This window comes from Lysinibacillus sp. G4S2 (genome assembly GCF_030348505.1).
Taxonomy (GTDB): Bacteria; Bacillota; Bacilli; order Bacillales_A; family Planococcaceae; genus Lysinibacillus.
This window is the reverse complement of sequence record NZ_JAUCFJ010000002.1, coordinates 2,792,637-2,816,028: the sequence shown is the minus strand read 5'-3', so window position 1 is coordinate 2,816,028 and position 23,392 is coordinate 2,792,637. Positions and strand designations below refer to the sequence as shown.

General features: G+C 36.4%; 23 protein-coding genes and 1 riboswitch. Of the genes, 13 read left to right on the top strand and 10 right to left on the bottom strand.

What is annotated here, in order from left to right:
• The first annotated feature begins 629 nt into the window (after positions 1-629).
• The 9 genes from parE (at position 630) to QUF91_RS14440 (ending at position 10,725) form a co-directional block, all read left to right on the top strand.
• Positions 630-2,606 (top strand): DNA topoisomerase IV subunit B, encoded by a 1,977-nt coding sequence (gene parE / locus QUF91_RS14480; RefSeq protein WP_289418215.1) that lies wholly within the window; start codon positions 630-632, stop codon positions 2,604-2,606.
• Positions 2,603-5,035 carry a DNA topoisomerase IV subunit A gene (parC, locus tag QUF91_RS14475; protein WP_289418214.1) on the top strand — a complete coding sequence of 811 codons (2,433 nt, stop codon included), beginning with the start codon at positions 2,603-2,605 and terminating at the stop codon, positions 5,033-5,035. The genes parE and parC overlap by 4 nt, the downstream gene beginning before the upstream one ends.
• Positions 5,036-5,149: 114 nt before the next feature.
• Entirely contained in the window at positions 5,150-5,683 is a 534-nt protein-coding gene (locus QUF91_RS14470) for a sigma-70 family RNA polymerase sigma factor (RefSeq protein ID WP_289418213.1), read from the top strand.
• Positions 5,664-6,851 carry a hypothetical protein gene (locus QUF91_RS14465; protein ID WP_289418212.1) on the top strand — a complete coding sequence of 396 codons (1,188 nt, stop codon included), beginning with the start codon at positions 5,664-5,666 and terminating at the stop codon, positions 6,849-6,851. The genes QUF91_RS14470 and QUF91_RS14465 overlap by 20 nt, the downstream gene beginning before the upstream one ends.
• A 61-nt stretch (positions 6,852-6,912) precedes the next feature.
• Positions 6,913-7,023, top strand: a riboswitch (TPP riboswitch).
• Positions 7,024-7,192: 169 nt separating this feature from the next.
• Positions 7,193-8,197: an ABC transporter substrate-binding protein gene (locus QUF91_RS14460; protein ID WP_289418211.1), complete on the top strand. Its 1,005-nt coding sequence runs from the start codon at positions 7,193-7,195 to the stop codon at positions 8,195-8,197.
• 1 nt (position 8,198) lies between these two features.
• Entirely contained in the window at positions 8,199-8,489 is a 291-nt protein-coding gene (locus QUF91_RS14455; protein ID WP_285395245.1) for a thiamine-binding protein, read from the top strand.
• Positions 8,489-9,259 (top strand): ABC transporter permease, encoded by a 771-nt coding sequence (locus tag QUF91_RS14450; protein ID WP_289420079.1) that lies wholly within the window; start codon positions 8,489-8,491, stop codon positions 9,257-9,259. The genes QUF91_RS14455 and QUF91_RS14450 overlap by 1 nt, the downstream gene beginning before the upstream one ends.
• Complete coding sequence (locus tag QUF91_RS14445; protein WP_289418210.1) at positions 9,237-9,986, top strand: ABC transporter ATP-binding protein; 750 nt, start codon at positions 9,237-9,239, stop codon at positions 9,984-9,986. Before QUF91_RS14450 ends, QUF91_RS14445 begins: the two co-directional genes overlap by 23 nt.
• Positions 9,976-10,725, top strand: a complete 750-nt coding sequence (locus QUF91_RS14440; protein WP_289418209.1) for a TatD family hydrolase — start codon at positions 9,976-9,978, stop codon at positions 10,723-10,725. The genes QUF91_RS14445 and QUF91_RS14440 overlap by 11 nt, the downstream gene beginning before the upstream one ends.
• Before the next feature lie 213 nt (positions 10,726-10,938).
• Here the strand turns inward: QUF91_RS14440 and QUF91_RS14435 are convergent, their stop codons facing one another.
• The 6 genes from QUF91_RS14435 to QUF91_RS14410 all read right to left on the bottom strand — a co-directional run bounded on the left by QUF91_RS14435 (position 10,939) and on the right by QUF91_RS14410 (position 16,046).
• On the bottom strand, positions 10,939-11,094 hold the full coding sequence (locus QUF91_RS14435; protein ID WP_289418208.1) for a hypothetical protein: 156 nt from the start codon (positions 11,092-11,094) through the stop codon (positions 10,939-10,941).
• 238 nt (positions 11,095-11,332) lie between these two features.
• Positions 11,333-11,515: a hypothetical protein gene (locus tag QUF91_RS14430; protein WP_289418207.1), complete on the bottom strand. Its 183-nt coding sequence runs from the start codon at positions 11,513-11,515 to the stop codon at positions 11,333-11,335.
• Positions 11,516-11,763: 248 nt separating this feature from the next.
• Positions 11,764-13,308 (bottom strand): solute symporter family protein, encoded by a 1,545-nt coding sequence (locus QUF91_RS14425; RefSeq protein WP_289420077.1) that lies wholly within the window; start codon positions 13,306-13,308, stop codon positions 11,764-11,766.
• An 11-nt stretch (positions 13,309-13,319) separates the two neighbouring features.
• Positions 13,320-13,655, bottom strand: a complete 336-nt coding sequence (locus QUF91_RS14420) for a DUF485 domain-containing protein (protein ID WP_285395244.1) — start codon at positions 13,653-13,655, stop codon at positions 13,320-13,322.
• A gap of 501 nt (positions 13,656-14,156) precedes the next feature.
• Complete coding sequence (locus QUF91_RS14415) at positions 14,157-15,710, bottom strand: solute symporter family protein (RefSeq protein ID WP_285395243.1); 1,554 nt, start codon at positions 15,708-15,710, stop codon at positions 14,157-14,159.
• Positions 15,711-16,046, bottom strand: a complete 336-nt coding sequence (locus QUF91_RS14410) for a DUF485 domain-containing protein (RefSeq protein WP_289418206.1) — start codon at positions 16,044-16,046, stop codon at positions 15,711-15,713.
• Positions 16,047-16,635: 589 nt separating this feature from the next.
• Between QUF91_RS14410 and QUF91_RS14405 the strand changes: the two genes are divergently transcribed.
• Together QUF91_RS14405 and QUF91_RS14400 are read left to right on the top strand one after the other, a co-directional pair.
• Entirely contained in the window at positions 16,636-17,223 is a 588-nt protein-coding gene (locus QUF91_RS14405) for an SCO family protein (protein ID WP_285395241.1), read from the top strand.
• Positions 17,224-17,266: 43 nt separating this feature from the next.
• Complete coding sequence (locus QUF91_RS14400; RefSeq protein WP_285395240.1) at positions 17,267-17,590, top strand: hypothetical protein; 324 nt, start codon at positions 17,267-17,269, stop codon at positions 17,588-17,590.
• Between the two features lie 1,083 nt (positions 17,591-18,673).
• Here QUF91_RS14400 and QUF91_RS14395 read toward each other — a convergent pair.
• Positions 18,674-18,952, bottom strand: coding sequence for a gamma-type small acid-soluble spore protein (locus QUF91_RS14395; RefSeq protein WP_285395239.1), 279 nt, complete (start codon positions 18,950-18,952; stop codon positions 18,674-18,676).
• Between the two features lie 497 nt (positions 18,953-19,449).
• On the opposite strand from QUF91_RS14395, the gene QUF91_RS14390 reads away from it, so the two are divergent.
• Entirely contained in the window at positions 19,450-19,674 is a 225-nt protein-coding gene (locus QUF91_RS14390; protein ID WP_289418205.1) for a hypothetical protein, read from the top strand.
• 80 nt (positions 19,675-19,754) lie between these two features.
• Here QUF91_RS14390 and QUF91_RS14385 read toward each other — a convergent pair whose 3' ends face one another.
• From QUF91_RS14385 to QUF91_RS14375, 3 genes are all read right to left on the bottom strand, one after another.
• The gene (locus QUF91_RS14385; RefSeq protein WP_285395237.1) at positions 19,755-19,946 is read right to left on the bottom strand and encodes a hypothetical protein; all 192 of its coding nucleotides are present in this window, start codon (positions 19,944-19,946) and stop codon (positions 19,755-19,757) included.
• A 141-nt stretch (positions 19,947-20,087) separates the two neighbouring features.
• Complete coding sequence (locus tag QUF91_RS14380) at positions 20,088-20,279, bottom strand: RNA polymerase subunit sigma (RefSeq protein WP_285395236.1); 192 nt, start codon at positions 20,277-20,279, stop codon at positions 20,088-20,090.
• Between the two features lie 571 nt (positions 20,280-20,850).
• Positions 20,851-21,159 carry a hypothetical protein gene (locus tag QUF91_RS14375; protein WP_289418203.1) on the bottom strand — a complete coding sequence of 103 codons (309 nt, stop codon included), beginning with the start codon at positions 21,157-21,159 and terminating at the stop codon, positions 20,851-20,853.
• A 439-nt stretch (positions 21,160-21,598) separates the two neighbouring features.
• On the opposite strand from QUF91_RS14375, the gene QUF91_RS14370 reads away from it, so the two are divergent.
• Positions 21,599-23,080: an Lsa family ABC-F type ribosomal protection protein gene (locus tag QUF91_RS14370; RefSeq protein WP_289418202.1), complete on the top strand. Its 1,482-nt coding sequence runs from the start codon at positions 21,599-21,601 to the stop codon at positions 23,078-23,080.
• Positions 23,081-23,392 lie beyond the last annotated feature (312 nt).

The window sequence follows — 23,392 nt, the reverse complement described above, 5'->3', positions numbered from 1 at the left end:
TCCTTTCATTTAATTATCACTTGGTACTAATAATATGTAACAAGTATTTTACACTTTTTCTCGTTAATCTACAATGTCATGAAGGAGATTTCCTAGTGTATCTTGAATTCAATACAAAAGATAATAATTTTTAAGGGTTTTTATATGCATATTGAGTTGAGGTTAGGCTTTTTGACACGATTCGACAAGTCAGCCCGAAGTCCTTTCTAAAAATATAGGTAAAAAGGCAATTTTGTCAATCATCCATTCATTTGGTAGAATAGAAGTCTATCTTTAATTTCTAGAATAAGCTAGTAGTATAAATCTTCTTTAGACAGAAGAAACCCATTCTTATATTTATGTACTTGTATATTTTTCAGTGGATATTCAAATGCTTCTGTTATCATTTTGAATAAGAGTAATGACTAGAAGGAGCTATATGTCGTTGTATTTATGCAACTAAAGCATAGTGCCATGCGTTAAGGAAAAGGACAACTCTTTTTCCTTCTGGTAAACAGATCAAAACGACCAAGCTGTGAGGGAATTTTAAAATTTTTTTGGGCCTGTCACTAGCTATTGACAGGAAATGCTATTATTATTAGGAAGAGAACATAAATAGAACATGCGTTTGTTTTTTGGAGGGGAATTTTTTGGCGAATAAACAGTCACCAAGCGTCTATAATGATGACGCCATTCAAGTATTAGAAGGATTAGAAGCGGTACGGAAACGACCCGGCATGTATATCGGTTCTACAGATGGCCGTGGACTTCATCACCTAGTTTATGAAATCGTAGATAATGCGGTGGATGAAGCACTGGCTGGCTTTGGTTCTCATATCATTGTCACTATTCATAAAGATCAAAGTATCAGCGTTCGAGACTTCGGCCGTGGAATGCCTACAGGGATGCATAAGATGGGTAAACCAACTCCTGAAATTATCTTTACGGTCTTACATGCTGGTGGTAAATTCGGACAAGGCGGCTATAAAACGAGCGGTGGCTTACATGGTGTAGGTTCTTCAGTTGTAAATGCTTTATCAACTTTTTTAGAAGTAACGATTCACCGCGACGGCAATAAGTATCGACAACGTTTTGAAAACGGTGGTCATCCAGTTACAACGCTTGAACAAATTGGAAAAACGAAACAAACAGGAACACTTGTCCATTTTCTACCAGATGACACGATTTTCTCTGTAACAAAATACAATTATGATACGCTTGCAGAACGTTTACGTGAGTCAGCATTTTTATTAAAAGGCTTAAAAATTGAGTTAATCGATGAACGCGAGGAAGGCAAAGGTGATGTTTTCTTTTACGAGAACGGCATTGAAGCTTTCGTTGCGTATTTGAATGAAGAAAAAGATGTACTTCATCCTGTAAAGTATGTGGAAGGGATTCAAGACGAAATTGAAGTAGAATTCGTCTTCCAGTACAACGACGGCTATTCAGAAACAATTCTTTCATTCGTTAACAATGTACGTACGCGCGATGGTGGAACACATGAAACAGGCGCCAAAGCAGCGTTAACACGTGTTTTCAATGAATATGCACGAAAAATTGGTCTGTTAAAAGATAAAGATAAAAATTTAGAAGGAACAGACATTCGAGAAGGCTTAGCGGCGATTGTTTCTGTTCGTATTCCAGAGCATTTACTACAATTCGAAGGCCAAACGAAGGGTAAGCTCGGGACGAGTGAGGCTCGTTCGGCGGTAGATAGTGTTGTTTCGGAGCAAATTTTATATGTGCTGGAGGAAAATGCTGAATTGTCTGCATCTCTTGTGCGTAAAGCTATTCGTGCGCAGCAAGTGCGTGAAGCGGCTCGTAAAGCTCGTGAAGATGCTCGAAACGGCAAGAAAAGCAAAAAAGGCAGTACGATTCTTTCTGGAAAACTAACACCAGCACAATCTCGAAATGCTGCGAAAAACGAGCTGTATTTAGTCGAAGGTGATTCTGCAGGAGGCTCTGCTAAACAAGGGCGAGATCGTACGTTCCAAGCGATTTTACCATTGCGTGGTAAAGTTATTAATACGGAAAAGGCAAAGCTTCAGGACATTATGAAAAATGAAGAGATTTCAACGATCATTCATGCCATTGGTGCAGGCGTTGGAACAGATTTCTCTGTCGAGGATTCTTCCTATGATAAAGTCGTTATTATGACCGATGCGGATACTGACGGAGCGCATATTCAAGTGTTGCTACTAACGTTCTTCTATCGTTATATGCGACCATTAATTGAAGCAGGAAAGGTATTTATCGCATTACCACCACTTTATAAAATATCTAGAGGCACAGGTAAAAAAGAAGTCATTGAATATGCTTGGACCGAAAATGATTTACAAGCGGCCATTAAAAAAGTTGGAAAGGGTTACATATTACAGCGTTATAAAGGTCTTGGTGAGATGAATGCTGACCAGCTGTGGGATACGACGATGAACCCAGAAACGCGTACATTAATTCGTGTAACGATTGAGGATGGTGCACGTGCTGAAAGACGTGTCACAACATTAATGGGCGATAAAGTAGAGCCGCGTCGTAAATGGATCGAAGCGAATGTAGACTTCGGTATGGAGGATGATTCGAATATTTTAGATAATGAATTCATCCAACAAGAGGAGGACCAAGCATGAGTAGTACAGAAAAGTTTCAAGATTTACCTTTAGAAGAAGTAATGGGTGACCGCTTTGGTCGCTATAGTAAATATATTATTCAAGACCGCGCGTTGCCTGATGCACGTGACGGTCTTAAGCCTGTGCAACGTCGTATTTTATATGCAATGTTTACAGAGGGCAATACGAACGATAAACCATTCCGTAAATCAGCAAAAACAGTCGGTAATGTTATTGGTAACTATCATCCACACGGTGACAGCTCCGTATATGAAGCAATGGTGCGTATGAGTCAGGATTGGAAGGCGCGTCATATGCTCATTGAAATGCATGGTAATAACGGCTCTGTTGATGGTGACCCTCCGGCAGCGATGCGTTATACAGAGGCAAGACTTTCTGCTATTGCAGCGGAGATGCTACGTGATATTGGCAAGAAGACCGTTGAATTTGTGCCAAACTTTGATGATCAGGATATGGAGCCAACTGTTTTACCAGCTCGTTTCCCGAATTTACTAGTTAACGGCTCAACGGGGATTTCAGCCGGTTATGCGACAGACATCCCTCCTCATGCATTAGATGAGGTGCTAGACGGGGTTCTAATGCGTTTAGATAACCCAAATACCTCGGTTGATGAATTAATGACGGTGATTAAAGGACCTGATTTCCCAACTGGTGGTATTATTCAAGGTGTCGATGGCATTAAAAAGGCATATGAAACTGGCCGCGGTAAAATAATTGTGCGCGCTCAAGCAGTCGTGGAGCCAATTAAAGGTGGCAAAGAGCAAATCGTTATTACGGAATTACCGTATGATGTCAATAAAGCAAATCTTGTGAAGAAAATCGATGAGCAGCGCGTGGATAAACGACTTGAAGGAATTGCAGAAATTCGCGATGAATCAGATCGTACAGGCCTACGCGTTGTCATTGAGCTGAAAAAAGATGTTCCAGGACAAGGGATTTTACAATACTTGTTCAAAACAACTGATTTACAAGTAGCCTATAATTTTAATATGATCGCAATTCATAATCGTCGACCGACAATGATGACATTGCCATTGTTACTGGATTCTTATATTGCCCATCAAAAGGAAGTTGTGACGAACCGCTCTATTTATGATTTGCAAAAGGCTAAAGATCGTTCGCATATCGTTGAAGGTTTGATTAAGGCACTGTCCATTTTAGATGAAGTCATTGCAACAATTCGTTCCTCAAATGATAAACGAGATGCGAAAACGAATTTACAGGTGAAGTTCGACTTTACAGAAGTGCAATCAGAGGCAATCGTGAGCTTGCAATTATACCGTTTAACAAATACAGATATAACGGAGCTTCGCAATGAACAGGATGAATTAAATAAACTTATTGCCAAGCTTGAAGGTATTCTTAATAGTGAAGCTAAGCTTATACGCGTTATTAAACAAGAATTACTTGATATTAAAAAGCGTTTTGCAGAACCACGTCGTTCAAAAATTGAACAAGAAATTGAAGAAATTAAAATTACTTTAGATGTTCTTGTCCCAAGTGAAGAGGTCGTAGTGACTGTCACAAAGGATGGCTATATTAAGCGTACATCTACACGTTCACATGCCGCCTCGAACGGTCAGGATTTTGCGATGAAGGATTCCGATTATTTATTGTATGAAGCAAATTTAAATACACAGCATCATCTACTGCTGTTCACAAATCGAGGTAATTACATTTATCAGCCTGTCCATGAGCTACCAGATATACGTTGGAAGGATCTTGGTCAGCATATTTCAAGTATTGTGCCGACTGGAGAAGATGAATCCATTATTGCTGTATACGGATTTGAGACATTTGAACAGGCCAATACGTATGTCTTAACGGCAACGAAAGATGGACAAATTAAACGTTCACCTTTAGCAGATTATGCGGTAACTCGTTATTCAAAGCCAATTAAAACGATGAATGTTAAAACAGGCGATGAAATGATTTTTGTAGATTTCGTGTCAGACGAGGTGGAATTATTATTAACGACTGATACAGCCTATTCAATCCGCTTCCCAATTGAGGAATTACCAGTAACAGGCGTAAAAACAGGTGGCGTCAAAGGGATTACACTGAAAGAGGGAGAAGCGTTAGTCGGTGTCAATGTATTACAGCCAAATGACACTGAATACGTTGTGATTGTGACACAACGTGGTGCTGTGAAGAAAATGAATGTAGCTGAGGTAGAAATGACAAGTCGTGCTAAACGCGGCTTAAAAGTGTTAACAGAGTTAAAAGCGAACCCACATCGTATCGTGGCTGTAGTGAAGGCTACTGATGAGGAACAGCTAATCATCGAAACCGAAAAAGGTGGGCAAGAAATCCTCGATGTACAAGCATTGACTCGAGCAGACCGCCATTCAAACGGCTCCTTTAAAGTAGATATCGCGACAGACGGTGCCATTTCACACGTATTAACATCCAAAAAAGAAGAAAAATAAAAGTAATTTTCTAGCCCATGCTCTTTTTGAGAGCTGGGTTTTTTTATGTAAATTGAAACCAACAAGCTTTGTGCTTTGTCTAACTTATACAATCGAATGAAGGGAGGATATACGTTGGAAAAACAACAAAGAGATGCACAGCTACGTGAAGCTATGGATTTATACGGTAATTACTTACTACGACTAGCTTATACATATGTAAAAAGTAAAGAGAAAGCAGAGGATATTGTGCAAGAAGTGTTTATTCGATATTACATTCAAATGGAGCAATTTGAAGGGCGTTCTAGTGTAAAAACATACTTATATCGTATGGTCGTGAACGAATGTCATAATTACTTTAAAAGTTGGGCGTATAGAAAAACTGAATTGACAAGTTTTTTTAAAAAGCGTGATACCTCAATTTCAGCGGAATCAGAAATTTTAAAGAAAGAAGAGATAGATGTTATTGCTGACACTATTACTACATTAGAAACAAAATATCGAGAAGTACTTTGGCTTTATTATTATGATGAACTTTCGGTGAACGACATTGCATTAGTTTTACAATGTTCCGTTAACACAGTGAAGACAAGGCTAGCAAGGGGGAGAAAACGGGTAGGCATTCAATTGGAAAAGGAGGGGTTTTATAATGGAAACGAATTTACATGAACGATTGAAGGATATAATACCCGACAATATAGAATTAACCACCCAGAAAAAAGAAGGAATCTTATCGGCGGCGCATGATAGATTTGTCCAGCAGCAACAGCCTGTAAAAAAACATGGGTGGAAGCCTGTAGTAGTTGGAGTTTCAGCCTTGGCTCTTACAATCTTGCTAAGTTATCCATTTATAGAAGACGGTATAGAACAATTGATTGTTTCGCAAGTAACTGATCGAACTTATGAAGAAATTAGTATACCAGGTCGTTCTACTGAAACGTTATTCACAGCTATATTTGATGATGCAACAAACTCTTTCTTTTACTACGAAGGAGGTAACATTTATTCTTATGCAATCGATACACAAATTGAAAAAGTTGAGATGAAGGGTGAATCGCCTATTTCAAAGATTCTCGTGAATGAAAACTGGCTTGTTTGGATGGGTGATGGTAAAGAGGAGGATGTTTTCGTTAAAAATAGGGAGACGTTAGAGGTCAAAGAATTTTCTACTAGTTCTTTTATAGATTTAGATGATGATATACTATTGACAGATAAAAATGATACAAAAAAAGGTCAAACTATTTATAGCTTGACGAATTTACGTACAAACGAGGTAAAACAATATAAACAATTCTTTGATAATAGTTCAGTAAGTCAGCCGATTTACCAGGATAATCAGTTGCTTATACCAGAAGTCGTTAAAAAAGATGGTGAAGAAGTGGTGCGCTTTACGCTCTATGATGTTGGAACAGAAAAAGAGAAGCAATACGAATTACCTTTTAAAGGAACGTTGGACATTGCACTTACCGACCAAAAAATTTATGCTTCCTTTAAAAATGGAAAAAGCTTAGAGACAGGTTATGTTGATTTAGTAGATGGATCTTACCATAAGATTGATGGTAAAAAGGCTTTTTCTTTAGCTGTCTACAAGAATAAACTTGCTCTAAATGAGTTTGTACCAAATGAGGATAAATCTCGATTTAAGTTATACAAAGTAGAAGATGGCTCTTTATCATCGCTTCCCGACTTTAAAGATGTTCAACTAGTTCTCTTTAATCCACGTTTTACAAAAGAAGGGACATTGCAGTTATTTGGGGTAAATGAAAAATATATTTTAGAAGATGGAACTCTTGAAGAGAGAGATGGGGCTGTTAAATTATATTTACAGCGCTTTTAGTAAAGAGACCCTTGTCATTTACAGATAGATATGGGTATAATAATCACGAAAAGTTCATATGGAAAGAATGTAGGGGGACTGGTAGTTGCCAGCTGAGATTGTGTCCGATAGACGCTGACCCTTTGAACCTGATTTGGCTCGTACCAGCGTAGGGAACATCTATTCAAAAAAAAGAAAGTTTTTGATACTGATTGTAAAACGTCTGGGAGGAATCCTGGGCGTTTTTTTATGTTTTTGTTGTATGTGCAAGCCTTGGGTACATACTAATTGTGAATACGCTTTCTTCTGGTGGAAACATTCATTCATGAACACTTTCACATTACTTACTGGGAGGATTAAACATGAAAAAATGGTTATTGATTCTGATGGCTACACTTTTAACATTAGTGGGTTGTAGCAAAAAAGAGGAGACAAAGGATAAAAACGATGCGAATGCATTAAAAAAGGTATCGGTCGTGCTAGATTGGACACCGAATACAAATCATACAGGTTTATATGTAGCGGAAAAACTTGGCTACTTTAAAGAACAGGGCTTAGATGTTGAAATTTTATTACCTGGCGAAACGGGTGCAGATCAACTAGTGGCGTCTGGTAAGGCTCAGTTTGGCGTAAGCTACCAAGAAGGGATTACACAGGCACGTGTGCAGGATGTACCTTTAGTATCGATTGCAGCGATTATTCAACATAATACTTCTGGCTTTGCATCCACTGCATCTAAAGGGATTACGTCACCGAAGGATTTTGAAGGTAAAACATATGGTGGCTGGGGTGCACCACTTGAAAAGGCTGTCCTACAATCACTTATGCAAACAGAAAATGCGGATATTAATAAGTTAGATATTGTCAATGCAGGTGATTTGGATTTCTTCACAATGATGAAAAAAGATATTGATTTTGCCTGGATTTATTATGCATGGACAGGGATTGAAGCAGAACTTCGTGGTGAAAAATTGAACATGCTTTATTTAACAGATTATAGTGATCAGTTAGATTATTACACACCTGTACTTGCTACAAATGAAAAAATGATTAAGGATGATCCGGATACAGTCAAAGCATTTGTCGCTGCTGCAGCAAAGGGCTATGAATATGCGATAAGTCATCCGAGTGAGGCGGCTGATATTTTATTAGAAGCGGTACCTGACTTAGATAAAGACCTCGTGCATAAAAGTCAGGAATGGCTAGCAGATAAGTATCAAGACGATGCGGCGCACTGGGGCGAGCAAAAGCTAACTGTCTGGGAGAACTACGCAAAATGGATGGCCGACAACAAAGTTTTAGAGGGCGAATTTAACGCAGAACAAGCATTTACAAATGACTTTTTACCGAAAAAGGAGACAAAATAACATGGCAAACTCATTAATTAGTGTACAAATTATCCCGAAAACTGAAAAATATGAAGATGTTATTCCATTTGTCGATGCAGCGATTGCCGTTATAGACGCATCAGGGGTGAAATATGAAGTTCATCCATTAGAAACGACAATGGAGGGTGAGCTATCGACTTTATTACAAATCATCGAAAAAATGAATGATAAGATGATAGAACTTGGTGCTATTAATGTCATTACTCAAGTGAAAATTTTATATCAGCCATCAGGTATTACAATGGGTACGTTAACGGAGAAATATCAGTGATGAAGTCGGTAATCAAACAAGGAAGGACGATAATTTTTATCGCCTTCCTCTTATTCATATGGGAACTAATTGTCCGTTTGGCAGATGTTCCACATTGGCTATTGCCTGCACCAAGTGCCATTTTGAAAGAAGGCTTTCAATCGTATGAAACGTTCTTGCCGCATGCGTTTGCAACTGTTCAATTAGCACTTCTAGGTCTTGCTATCGGGATATTGTGCGGGCTAACGGTTGCCGTGTTATTACATCGTTTTACGTTTATTCGGGAGCTATTTTATCCTATTCTCATTATGTCACAGAATGTTCCTGTGCTCGTCCTAGCACCGCTATTAATCATTTGGTTTGGATTTGGTTTATTGCCAAAGCTTATTATTATTTGTCTCGTGTGCTTTTTTCCAATTGTGATCTCGGCAATGGATGGCTTTCGTCAAACCTCACCAGAGCTGAAACATTATTTTGAGATGGTCGGTGCAACGAAAGCACAAACCTTTTGGAAACTTGAATGGCCGTATGCGTATCCAGCGATTTTTTCAGGCATTAAGATCGCGGCAACCTATAGCGTTATGGGAGCGGTCATTGCAGAATGGCTAGGTGCGAAAAAGGGGATTGGTGTCTATATGACATTGGCACAATCTTCATTTCGAACAGATCGTGTGTTTGTAGCGATTTTTGCCATTGTAATTTTAAGTTTATTATTATTTAGTGCTATTCGATTATTAGAAAAGCTCGTTGTGAAGGGGAGAGGCCTACATGCTCAGCATTCAAAACATTGATAAATCCTTTGATTCCCTTCCAGTCATTCGTAATTTATCTTTTGAAGTGAAGGACGGGGAATTTGTGGCGATTATTGGTCCGTCAGGAAGTGGAAAAAGCACACTCTTTCAATTAATTGGTGGTGTGACTTCTATTGATAAGGGAGCTATCTTATTAAACGGTACCGATATCCAGCAAAAAAGAGGAACGATTGGCTATATGCCTCAGCAACCATGTTTACTGCCTTGGCGTACGATAGTAGAAAATGTCACGATCGTTGAGGAGCTTCAGCAAAAACCGAATATTGAACGTGCCAAGGAATGGCTAGACAAAGTAGGACTCGCATCGTTTAAAAATGCGTATCCAAATGAGCTGTCTGGCGGTATGCAACAACGGGTATCATTTATCCGTGCAATTGTCAGTGACAAGCCCATTTTATGCTTAGATGAGCCGTTCTCTGCACTTGATGAGTTTACAAGGCTTGAAATGCAGGCGTGGCTTTTATCGATATGGGAGGAATATCGAAAATCTATTGTATTTGTTACTCATAGTATCGAGGAAGCACTTTTTTTAGCGGATCGCATCATTGTCTTAACGAAACGACCAGCTACGATTAAAAAGGAAATTATTGTACCTTTTGCGAGGCCACGACAAGAGGAAATCCGCCATTCCGCAACATTTACAGCATTAAAGCAACAGTTATTTACTTACTTAAAAGAAGAAAAGGATGACGCGAATGTTGATTGATGCGCATATTCATTTAGATCAGTATTTGGAGAATGAAGTACCAACTTTGCTAGAGGAAGCTGAACATGTCATTGCTGTTAGCATGAATATTGAATCGTGTGAAAAAACGTTGAAGTTGTCGAAAACCTTTGCAAAGGTAAAGGCGGCGTTTGGTTTTCATCCTGAACAAGCGTTACCAAGTGCTATGGAAGAAGAGGCATTATTCGATTGGATCCGCCAACATGCTCATGATACGGTAGCTATTGGTGAGGTAGGGTTACCTTATTATTTGAAACAAGAGAAGGCAGTTGATGATCGCCCGTATATGGAATTGTTAGAACGGTTTATTTTGCTGGCGAAGGAACTAAATAAACCGATTATTTTACATGCTGTTTATGAGGATGCGGCTATTGCTTGTGATTTGTTGGAAAAGCATCATGTAAAGAAAGCACATTTCCATTGGTTTAAAGGCGATGAGGAAGTGATTGAACGAATGATTCAAAATGGGTATTTCATTTCTGTAACGCCTGATTGTACGTATGAGACGGAGATTCAACAGGTTATCAAAAAATACCCAATTGAGCTGATGATGGTAGAAACCGATGGACCGTGGCCATTTGAAGATCCCTTTGACAATAAACGGACGTCTCCATGGATGATGAATCATTCCATGGAGGTTATCGCTTCAATCAAGGGGATTACAACGCAGGAAGCGGCGCGCATCATCACAAGAAATACGACAATATTTTATAATTTATAACAAAAAACACAGCTGCTTTTTTTAGAGCAGCTGTGTTTTTTTAAGGACCAGAATCGCTGATAAAAGAGCCGGGACCGCTGATAAAACCTCAACATCGCCGATAAAAGAGCTGGAATCGCTGATAAAACCTCAAACATTGCTGATAAAAGAGTCGGAATCGCTGATAAAACCTCGAACATCGCTGATAAAGAAGCCAGAACCGCTGATAAAACCTCAACATCGCTGATAAAAGAGCTGGGACCGCTGATAAAACCTCAAAATCGCTGATAAAAACCTCAAAATCGCTGATAAAAGAGCCAGAACCGCTGATAAAAGAGTTAAAATCGCTGATAAAGCATCAAACATCGCTGATAAAAATAGTAATATCACTAAAAGCCCACCCTGTGGAACACATCATGTTTGAAATATTAACGCAGGACAATTTCTTAAAAATGAAGCGATAAGACTTCTAACCGCAGGAACTTCGGGGATATCCTAATCCAAACTTTCGGTTACGGAGGTGTTCTTAGGAATCTCCCACTTCTAAGTTAGCGAAGTGGGAGTAGTTCAATCCAGAACGTAGTACTTATAAACATCTAGATGTCTCATTAAAAGCAAAACCCAACCACTAATAATCATCTGAGTGGTTGGGTTTTCTATGCTTTGTGAAATTTTGTTCGATGCTTTCTTTTTTAGTTTTCGTTAGACGCTCATGTGTGCTGAAAGGGGAGAATTGACGATTTTTTTCAACGTCTTTCCCTTGGGTGCGTTTTTCATGCATGCGCTTCTTTTTTGCTTTTGATTGTGTCATGTTACCTTACCTCCAACTGTCATTTGTAAATATAGTACCGAAAACGGAAGGAAAAGGCAAAGCAAGGGTGATTTCCGTTCCGACTGGGCGGCTTTCCTTGGGCGTCTGATAAGCTGCTTCGTTTGAGCTAGTCTGTACGCTGATCCCTAAGGAGTCGTTCAGCCTCCACTCCCATCTCAAACTTGGTGATGAGCCAAGAAAAAGTAAAACCTCGTAAGTATGTAACTTACGAGGCCGTTGTCATATTATTAGTGAGATACATCCTGTACAGAAATACCTGTGTTTGCTTTAACTTCCACTTCACGATATTTTTTGGCATCTGATTCTTTAGAAAGTAATGTTCCGATGAAACCTCCTAGGAAGCCAAGTGGTACAGAGATAATAGCTGGATTCGTTAAATTAATTAACGGATTCCCAACGAAAATTGCTTTTCCTTCAACTGGATTCCAGATGTTTGGTGAAACTGCAACAAGTACTAATGCAGAGATTAAACCAGTTAACATTGCCGTTACAGCACCAGCTGTATTAAAGCGTCTCCAATAGATTGTATAGATGATTACAGGTAGGTTAGCTGAACCTGCAATACAGAACGCAAGTGATACTAAGAACGCTACGTTTAATGTTTGTGCACCAAGTGCTAAAAGAATTGAAATAATAGCGATTGTGATTGAACCGATTCGAGCTGCAAGTACTTGCTCTTTCTCTGTAACGTTCCCTTTTTTAATGATTTGACCGTAAATATCATGTGAAAGGGCAGATGCTCCAGAAAGTACAAGACCAGCTACTACCGCTAAGATTGTTGCGAAAGCTACCGCACATACGAATGAGAATAGGATGTCTCCGCCAAGCGCTTCTGCAAGAAGAGGAGCAGCCATGTTACCTGCAGCGTTTGCAGCAATAATCTCTTCTTTACCAACGAATTTAGCTGCACCGAAGCCTAAGAAGATTGTTAGAATGTAGAAGATACCTACAATCCAAGTAGCCCAAATTACTGAGGAACGAGCAGTTTTCGCATCTTTTACTGTAAAGAAGCGCATTAGGATATGTGGAAGACCAGCTGTACCTAATACTAAAGCGATTAACATTGAAATTGTATCAATACCATTTTGATATTTAAGACCTGGATTCAAATAAGCTGCACCGCTATCAGTAGCAGTTTCCATTTCTTTAAACATCGTTGTGATGCTAAAGCCAAACTCTTTTAATACTAAGAATGAAATAATGACAGTACCCAACATTAAAAGACAAGCTTTGATAATTTGTACCCAAGATGTTGCAGTCATACCGCCGAATAATACGTAAGTTGTCATCATAACACCTACGATTAACACTGCAACCCAATAGTCGATTCCTAAAAGTAATTGAATAAGTGCTCCTGCACCAACTAGTTGTGCAATCATGTAGAATAAAACAATTGTAATAGTGCTTAAAGCTGCTGTACCACGAACTTTAGAGCTGTCGAAACGCGCAGTGATCATGTCAGCTAATGTGAATTTACCTAGGTTACGTAATGGCTCAGCAACGATGTATAATACCACTAAGTAAGCTACTAAATAACCAATAGAGAAGAAGAATCCATCAAATCCAAATAATGCTACTGCTCCGGCAATCCCTAAGAAAGAAGCTGCAGATAAGTAGTCACCAGCGATGGCTAGTCCATTTTGCCAGCCTGTTAATCCACCGCCCGCAGTGTAGAAATCACTTGCAGAAGAAGTTCGTTTAGATGCCCACCATGTAATAACTAATGTTAAACCAACAATGGCTACGAAGAAGAAAATCGCTGTAAAGCTCATTCCGTTAGTCATCAGCGGCCACCTCCATTCTCGTATTCAGCGATAATCGCCTTTGCCTCTTTATCAAAGCTATTCGCTTTTGCTACATATATGTGACATAGCCCCCATGTCATGATGAATAATCCTGCTGAATATACCCACACCCAAGTAATTTCCCCAAATGCCTTTTGGTGTAGTATTGTCGTGTACGAAGTAAGAATTGGTAACAACATGTAAGCTGCTAAAAAGATTACAGTCATTGACCAAAGAAATGAATTCTTTTTTCGTACAAGCACTTTAAATGATTCTTGATTTGCAATTGCATCATAGTCAATCACGACGCCCTTGTTTGCTTGATTGTTCGCCATTAACATTCCCCATTTTGTGTTTATTTTTCCTGCTTAAAGACTAAATTTTGCTAGTTTAGTGAATTCACATCTTCATTTTATGAAAGAGTTCACAAAATTGCAATACATTTCAGAAAAATTATAAAAAAATAATTTTCAGAAAAAAGATCTTGAAAGAGAAAATACGTGACAAAGCATAGAAATAAAAGGGGGATAGAAAATTCGGATATATAAATGGAGTTAGGTCAACTCTGGATTTTGGAGCAAAAAAAGGGGTTGCAATTTGAAAAAATGGTCGTTTTTTTCTAAAAAAATAAACACTATTTACTTTGTGGAAATTGTTTTTTTTCGTTTTTTTGAGAAGTGAATAGTATTGTTCAATAAGTTAATTGGTAAATTTTTTGTAATAAAAAATTAAAAAACTCGATCGGAAATCGAGTTTTTTAACCTGATATTTTTATTAATGTGATAGGAATATTGATAGACATTGTTGTAATAATATGGATTGTGAAAAGCGCGAAATTAATGAGAAACGTCAGAAACAGATACCCCTGTATTTGCTTTAACGCGAATTTCTTTATAAATGCGATCTGCTTCTTCCTGTGGTACTTTGCTAGAAGATAGAACAGAGCCTAAGTAACCGGCGATAAAACCAAGTGGAATTGTAATAACTGCTGGTACTGCTAAAGGTACGATAGGATTTCCAACAAAGATGGCCGCACCTTCAACCGGGCTCCATACATTAGGACCCATAGCACCTAAAACTAAGCATGATACTAAACCAGTTACCATTGCTGCTATAGCACCTGTTGAATTGAATTTTTTCCAGTAAATTGTGTAAAGAATAACAGGTAAATTTGCTGAAGCACCAATACAAAATGCAAAGGATACTAAAAACGATACATTCAAGTTTTGTGCAAATAACGCTAGGATAATAGAAACAATGGCAATAGAAATAGAGCCAGTACGAGCCGCTACAACTTGTTGCTTTTCTGTTAATTTACCACCTTTAATAATTTCACCATAAATATCATGTGAAATAGCAGAAGCACCTGTTAAAACTAAACCTGAAACAACGGCTAAAATGGTTGCGAATGCTACTGCACCGATAAATGCCATTAACACATCACCACCCAAGAAATTAGCAAGAAGTGGGGCAGCGGTGTTACCAGCTTTACTTTCAGCAAGGATTTTATCGATACCTACAAAGTTTAATGCTCCAAAACCTAAGAAAATAGTTAATGAGAAGAAAATAGCTGTAATCCAAGTTGTCCATGAAATAGAAGAACGAGCAGTTTTGGCATCTTTCACTGTAAAGAAACGCATTAAAATATGTGGTAACCCAGATGTCCCTAAAACAAGCGCCATCATCATCGAAACAGAGTCAATTGTACTTGTATATTTCATCCCTGGTACAAGGAATTTTTCACCGTGATCCACAGCGATCGTATCAAACATTTTCATAAGAGAGAAATCAAATTTAATTAATACTAATGTAGCTAATAAGCCTGTCCCGAATAATAGAAGACTAGCTTTAATAATTTGCACCCAAGAAGTAGCTGTCATTCCACCGAATAATACATAAGTAGTCATCATAACACCTACGATTAAAACCGCAATCCAGTACTCAATACCAAATAATAGTTTAATAAGGGCACCTGCACCTACTAATTGTGCAATCATATAAAGGATTACGATGATAATTGTTCCTGTCGCAGCAACCCCGCGAATACGTTTTTCGTTGAAACGTGAAGTAAGCATATCAGCTAAAGTATAACGACCTAAGTTACGCATAGGCTCTGCAATAATATAAAGAAGAACTAAGTTAGCCACTACATAGCCTACAGAGAAGAAGAAACCATCAAAACCAGTTAAAGCAATCGCACCGGACACCCCAAGAAATGCGGCCGCGGATAAATAGTCACCAGCGATAGCAAAGCCGTTTTGCCAACCTTTAAGACCACCACCAGCAGTATAGAAATCAGCGGCAGAAGACGTACGCTTTGCTGCGATAAATGTTACAACAAGTGTTAAACTAACGATTGCTAAAAAGAAACCAACGGATACTAAGTTCATTTATTTTCCACCTTTCGCGTGATACTCTGCAAGCACTGCCGCTGCAGCTTTATCGAATGAAGCAGCTTTTTTTACATATACTGTACAAAGAACGATCGTCATAATGAATAATCCTGCTGAATAAACCCAAACACCCGTAATATTTCCGAAGACTTTTTGTTGTAGTACAGGTTGAAAAGCAAGGATTGGTAGCAAAATATAAAGTAATAAAAACGCTGCTGTAATCGAGAAAAGGAAGGTATTCTTCTTTTTTACGAACTTGTTGAACGATTCCATAGCTTCAATTGCATTATAGTCAACTGATTCTATATTTTTGTCCCCAGAAATGTTAGCCATTATTATTCCCCCTAAAGTGTTATATTTCTGTTTTAAACGACATATTTCTTTTTGAGTCGTCGTTATATTCACTTATTTTATGGGGTAGATTCTTATAATGCAATACTAAATTTTGAGTTTTTATAATTTTTAATCTCTTTAAGTTTGTGGAAATAACATAGAAATAATAAGGATTTAATAGAAAAAAATCGTATAAAAGAGAATGGGTTTATCGATAAGAATAATATTATTAAAATAGTTTAATGATAATAATATCGAATGTAGGAGAAAATTTTAACATGAAAGAGAATTTTGTGGAAATTGTTATTCTGGCATTGAATGGCAGAAAATATTAAAGTGTAAAAAAATGTTGTTATACAACAACTGGAATAGCGTCTTGGGAAATAATCAAAATAGTAAAAAACAGCTTTAAAAAATTTTAAAAAAAGAGTGATTTATTTGGAATATACAGGATATAAATATGTCAAAATCATACAAAATACAAAGGTTCGACATATAAAAATAGAAGTATATGCTCATAATCTTGTATTTAGTTTCTATAATTTATACAATTAAAAACGATGGTAAATTGAAGGGAAGTGGAAAAGATATGAAAAAGAAAAGTGTCATGCTCGTTTTGATACTAGTTTTAAGTAGCCTATTAGCTGCTTGTGGTAGTTACAAATTTGAACCAGAACTGAATATAGAAGTACAAGATTTTTCGGTTACAAATCAAAAAAATGAAAAGGTAAGCCTTGATACTTTTAAAGGTAAGCCATGGTTAGCAATGTTTATCTTCACTAACTGTAATACCATTTGTCCACCAATGACGTCTAACATGACAGAGGTGCAAAAGGCACTTCAGGATGAAGGCGTGGAAGACTATCAAATCGTAGCTTTTAGTGTTGATCCTGAGGTTGATAAACCAGATGTTTTAACCAATTACTTAAAATCATATTCAGTGCCTGATGCAAGTAAATGGCAGCTCTTAACTGGCTATGATCAAAAATTCATTGAACAGTTTGCAATGAAATCGTTTAATTCACACGTAAGAAATGACCCTAATTCTGACCAAGTTATACATATGGGAAGTTTTTACTTAGTCAATGCTGATGGGATTGTTGTGAAGGATTATTCCGGTAACACAGAAGTACCAGTTGAGACGATTGTGGCAGATATGAAGGCGTTATCTAAATAAAAAGCAATAACTCAGAGGTTTGAATGACCTCTGAGTTATTTTTTTGGATGAATGTTGGAAATGCCGAACATACTTCTATCCAGATATTGCTACAAAATTCTTAGCTAAAATCGTGAAGCGTGGCGACTTTGATCAAAGCGTGCGAAAAATTGCAATAGAACGCTTAGGAAAGATGCCGCTGATTGAAAATGTTGATACGGATTGGATATTGACTGATGGTTTTGAATTAGTTCGTGTTGGAAAGAAAATGATCAGCAGAAGATTGAAAACATTTGTTCAAACAGAAAAAACAACAAAAAATTGGCTGTTTTCTTGGTGTTTAAATAAAAAAATTCCATATGTATTTAATTCCATCCCATATAGCTAAGGCTAAGATTACTGCTAGAATCCCTTTAAAAATATCTTTCATACAGCACCTCCATAGAAGTTTTACGAATGAGAGTTTTAAAAGTTTCATGTCGATAATTTTTATGGGTATCAGAGGTAGCGAAATCTGTTAAAGAAGAGATAGTTAACGCTGAAAACTTAAAATGACTTACTGAGCACTTTGCTATTTCTTTTCATATTTTTTACTATCCCACGCCCAATTTACGAAAGCGTAAACAATCGCTAGCCATAAAGAAAAGAAGAGGTTATTAAGCAAATCCCAATTACCTTTTCTGAAATAATCCCAAATAGATGAAAATAAAAACATTGTTACGAAGTAAAAAATATATTTGTGCTTTCTAATAAGTAAAATAATAATCACCTCAATATGTAATTTATGTAAATTATAACATAAAAAATGCGGTGTGATTAGACGCTACAGCATAGAGATTAACTGAACAATATGAGGAAAATGTGCAGTAAAAAAGATGAGATTTCCCATCTTCAATAACTCATTAAGGTTGTTGAAATCCAAATATACCTATTAATAGTGCTAATAGAAAAACTATAGAAAAGAACGAATTAAACAGTATAAGAATCATTCGGATATTACCTTTAATTCCAAGTAAAGCACTTATTATACCCAATACTCCAATAATTAATGGTGTAAATATGACTTTATCGTAAAGAAAATCAAAAAAGTCAAATCCAAATATAAGAAAGTTCAACATAAAACAAAAGAAAGATAAACCTGTGAAAAATTTTCCTTTCAAAATTATCACCACCATCTAAGTTATTTTCAGTACTTGTTAAGTGAGTTATTAGAGATTTTTAAACATCCAATATTTGGAGCATTATTTAATGAAAGGATAACATAGCTAGGTGTGATTTAAAACTATGAACATATTTTAATGCTGAACATTTTGAGGAAAATGTGCATTAAAAAGCTTATTTGAGTATAATTACACAATTCGAATTGGTTTATGCTTTTTTAATTGAGAGTAAACCTTTGTTAAAAGGAATTCATATTCGGAAACAAAAAACCGGCAAAGGTTGCCGGTTGTGGGTGATGACTAATTTAAACTTATTTTGTATTGTTTTCGTTTGAAAATCGACCAGAAGCGAATTTTTTGTTAGCTTCTGCCTGTTGGATTTGTTGTCTAATTTGATTAACATCAGTCTCATTTCCGAATTCTACGTTCATCGAGTTCTTTGAACCAGAAGCTTGTTTTTTGTTAGCTTCTGCTTGTTGGATTTGTTGTCTAATTTGATTAACATCAGTCTCATTTCCAAATTCTACGTTCATTGCATTTTGAGTTGCATTGGGAATTTTTGAGCTGAAGTTTTGATTGTTGTTCGCCATTGAAAATCACCTCCTGAAATTAGTTTATACAGAAGGTGCTTTAGTATCCGTAAATTTTTTAACCAAATTTTATTCAATTGAGAGTATCATGGGATCTTAGCTTGGAAAACTTGGGACGATGTAAAAGAAAATTTGTTATCCTAAAATAAATCATGTAAAGGAGTTTGAAAAAAATTAAATTTCGTTCTGAATAAGACAAAATAAAAACCCCAGTTTAAACCGGGGACGCCTAGTTGAGCTTTTGCTGTATGGAACTGACCATATTTAACAGTGAGATGTGTTCAGATACTAAACACGTCTCCATAGTGTAATGGTTCGTCTTTTGGATTTCCACTGAGTATTCTCATACTACACATCCTTTTCTAGTTGTTCGCCATTTTTCATACATGGATAGTCTGGTTGAAATAGAAAATTAATTTATATAAAAAAACAGGTTACTGCACTATTTGAGGAAATTGTTCAAGCACACATATTAATTAAGGGGTGTTTTTATAGAAATGTTAGGTTTATTTATAGGAATATTCCTGATAATAATAGGATTTTTTATAATTCCAATTGGCTTTGCCCAACTAAAAGATGAATTAGCGGATTATAGTAATAAGCCATTATATAAAAGAATTTTTGTATATACAATTGAAATTTTAGGTTTCTTAAATCTTAGTAATTTTATTGGTTGGTTAATGGGTATTGGGTTTTTACTAGTTCAGGTTTCTATTTTGTAGTTTTATTTTTTAAGTAACTGAACAATATGAAGAAAAGAAAAAGCTGTAACGTTTGCAGACGCTACAGCTTCAGTACGAAACTATTTGAATTTTTCAGGTTTAGTAACTTTAATAGAAGCTACTTCTCCGCAATTTTGACACACAGTATAAATAAGTGGAGATCCTGTAGAGAAAAAATTATCAACTGGTCTTAAGGCAGCATAACCATCAAGTTTACCTTCGCCAAATGAATTTCCGCCGCAGGACTTGCAGATTAATTTATTGTTTTCCATAATATCACCTCAATATGTAAGTTATGTAAATTTTAACATAAGAAAAGCCGCAGCGTAATCAGACGCTACAGCATGGAGATAAATTGAACAATATAAGGGAAATGTGCAGTAAAAAAGCTTTTTAGAAATAAGCTTTTATTTTTAGTTCTTCCCAGTTTCATCTTTTTTACTTCTATGTAGCAATGCGATGAATAAAAAACTTGCTACCCAAAAGGAAAAGAAAAAGTTTTCAAGTAAAGCCAAATTACCATTTTTGAAATAATCCCAAATCGTTGCAAATAAAAACAGTGTTACAAAGAAAGTGATAAATAAGCATTTTCCGAATGTGGTCAATTAAAGCACCTCTATATGTAGCATAAGTAAATTAAATTGTTAAAGAATAACAAAATAACTATTAAAGGATCACTAGGATGGAATGACCTTGTAACAAATGGGGAAGTCATGCCGGCCAACTAACACCATAACCTAATAAGAGCGTGCGATACACTCGATATTAATTTGTACAAATTAAGGTTTCCTATACTTTAAAAAAGTCATAGCGTCGTCACACGCTACAGCTTAGAATAGGTTACTGCCGTTTTGGGTTTAGCTAGACCGATTTTTAATCAAATGAAAATTTATTTAAGGAGCCTAAGTGCTTCCTTTTTTCTTTATGAAGGCAGTAATAAATAAATACATCAGCATGGTTATGAGCATTTTTGCAACTATCAAGACGACCCAAAAAATTTAAACATTGGAGATAGAGTACATTTCGTGAAAATTCGACGGATTAAATCATCTATGATGGTTATACAAATTGAAGCAAAGGCAACCGCTTCGTGTGATGTGACTAATCACTATTGGAGCGGCTTCCTTATTTTTATGGATGATTTAAAGAAAGAACAGGTAACTCATCATCATCATACTAAGCGAATACCGCCGCTAAAGAGTCAAGTTTCGCCGCTAAGCAAGTGAATATCGCCGCTAAAGAGTCAAGTTCCGCCGCTAACAAAGCGAATACCGCCACTAAAACGTCAAAATGCGCCGCTAAGCAAGCGAATATCGCCGCTAAAACATCAAGTTCCGCCGCTAACAAAGCGAATACCGCCGCTAAAACGTCAAAATGCGTCGCTAACCATAATATTTTTCTCGCTTGCGGACCATTACCGTGTGTAATTTGGATTTTATGTCCCGCTAAAAATTTGGAATTGATATTGATGCTGCTTGTTGTCATTGTATTCTATTGAAAAATTTGTTAATATAATAATACGACGATGAGAGGACTGATGGATGGACAATGATTAACTAATCTATATTTTATTTGAAATGAATAACTTCAAACTACAAAATATAGGATTAGTCTGTCCATTTTTATAAATCAGTTTATACTTTTTTGTCATGATTCCAATGGCAAAATAGAACTTATTTCATATAAGTGAAAGACTAATCCTTCCAATTACAAATTGGGGGGATTTTTTATTCTCTCATAGTAACCTTAAACTAATAAATAAAGGAGAGAGAGAAATGAGCGAATCAGACACTATTGTTACGCATGTAATACTCCGTATAAGTCGTTAATATCCATCAAACATATACGGAGAAATTTAGAATAGATGGATGTACCGACTTTGTATAAAAAGTAAAAAGTGTTGATATACAGAGGAGGAATTATCATGTCAATGATAAAAGTACAAGATTTAACATTTTCTTATCCAGGTAGCTTTGATAATATTTTTGAAGGTGTAAACTTTCAACTAGATACGGATTGGAAACTCGGATTTATTGGTAGAAATGGACGAGGTAAAACAACATTCTTTAATTTATTATTAGGGAATTATGAGTATAGTGGGAAAATCATTTCTTCTGTAGAATTTAATTATTTCCCTTATCCCGTTTCGGATAAAAATAAGTATACTTATGAAATCTTTGAAGAAATTTGTCCTCAAGCCGAAGATTGGGAATATCTTCGTGAAATATCCTATTTAAATGTTGATGCCGAGGTTATGTATCGCCCATTTAAAACATTATCAAATGGAGAACAAACAAAGGTTTTGCTTGCTGCACTTTTTTTAACAGAGGGTCAATTTTTATTAATTGATGAACCAACCAACCATCTAGATACGGAAGCGCGAAAAATTGTCTCTGAATATTTAAGGAAGAAAAAAGGGTTTATTTTAATTTCACATGACAGAAACTTTTTAGATGGATGCGTTGACCATATTTTATCAATCAATAGGGCAAATATCGAAGTTCAAAGTGGTAACTATTCTTCTTGGAAATTAAATTTTGATAGACAACAGGAACACGAAGAGGCAACTAATGAGCGTCTACAAAAAGACATTGGAAGATTAACTCAGTCTTCAAAACGGTCAGCTGGTTGGTCTAATCAAGTGGAAGCTTCCAAAAATGGAACGACGAATTCAGGTTCTAAGTTAGATAAGGGTTTTGTAGGACATAAAGCGGCCAAGATGATGAAAAGAGCAAAGAACATTCAATCAAGGCAACAAAAAGCTATTGAGGAAAAGTCAAAACTGCTAAAAAATGTTGAAAAAACGGAGTCATTAAAATTAGAACCGTTGGAATTACATTCAAATGAATTGATTGCTTTGACTGATGTCTCTATTAAGTATGATGATCAAATAGTGAATACACCAATTAGCTTTAAAGTGGAACAAGGTGACCGAATTGTATTGGACGGAAAGAATGGAAGCGGAAAAAGTAGTATTCTAAAACTAATTCTAGGAAATCCGATACAGCATACAGGCTCAATAAATTTAAGTTCAGGACTCATTATTTCCTATGTCCAACAAGATACTTCTCATCTGAAGGGACAGTTATCGGACTTTATTGAAGAGCATGAGATTGATGAAACGTTATTTAAATCCATCCTACGTAAGATGGATTTTGACCGAATTCAATTTGAGAAAGATATATCTCATTATTCTGGTGGACAAAAGAAAAAGCTGCTTATCGCCAAAAGTTTATGTGAAAAAGCGCATTTATATATTTGGGATGAACCATTAAATTTTATTGATATTTATTCTCGCATGCAGATTGAAGAGCTTATTCAAAAATTTAATCCTACAATGGTTATTGTGGAGCATGATCAGGCGTTTCAACAAACAGTTGCAACAAAAACGATTAACATTAGTTAAATGGATAAAGCATCGGTGTGAAAACCGATGCTTTTTTGATGCCAAAATTAATGTATTTTTAGAAATTTTAAAGCAAAGAAATGAACACGAATTATTTCAGAGAAAATTTGATAGGAGAGAAATCGCTGGCTGAAAGTTTCCTAATTGAGCGTAATGATTCACTACAGTTGGAAATAAGCAACGTGTACAGGCGTTATCTGCATTTAATGAGTTACTGATGTATGAGCTGGGAAGTAAGCGTCAAATATTCCATGAGATAATCTTCTTACATACTACATTGGAAAAACACCTATTAAAAAAGAATGGGAAGCC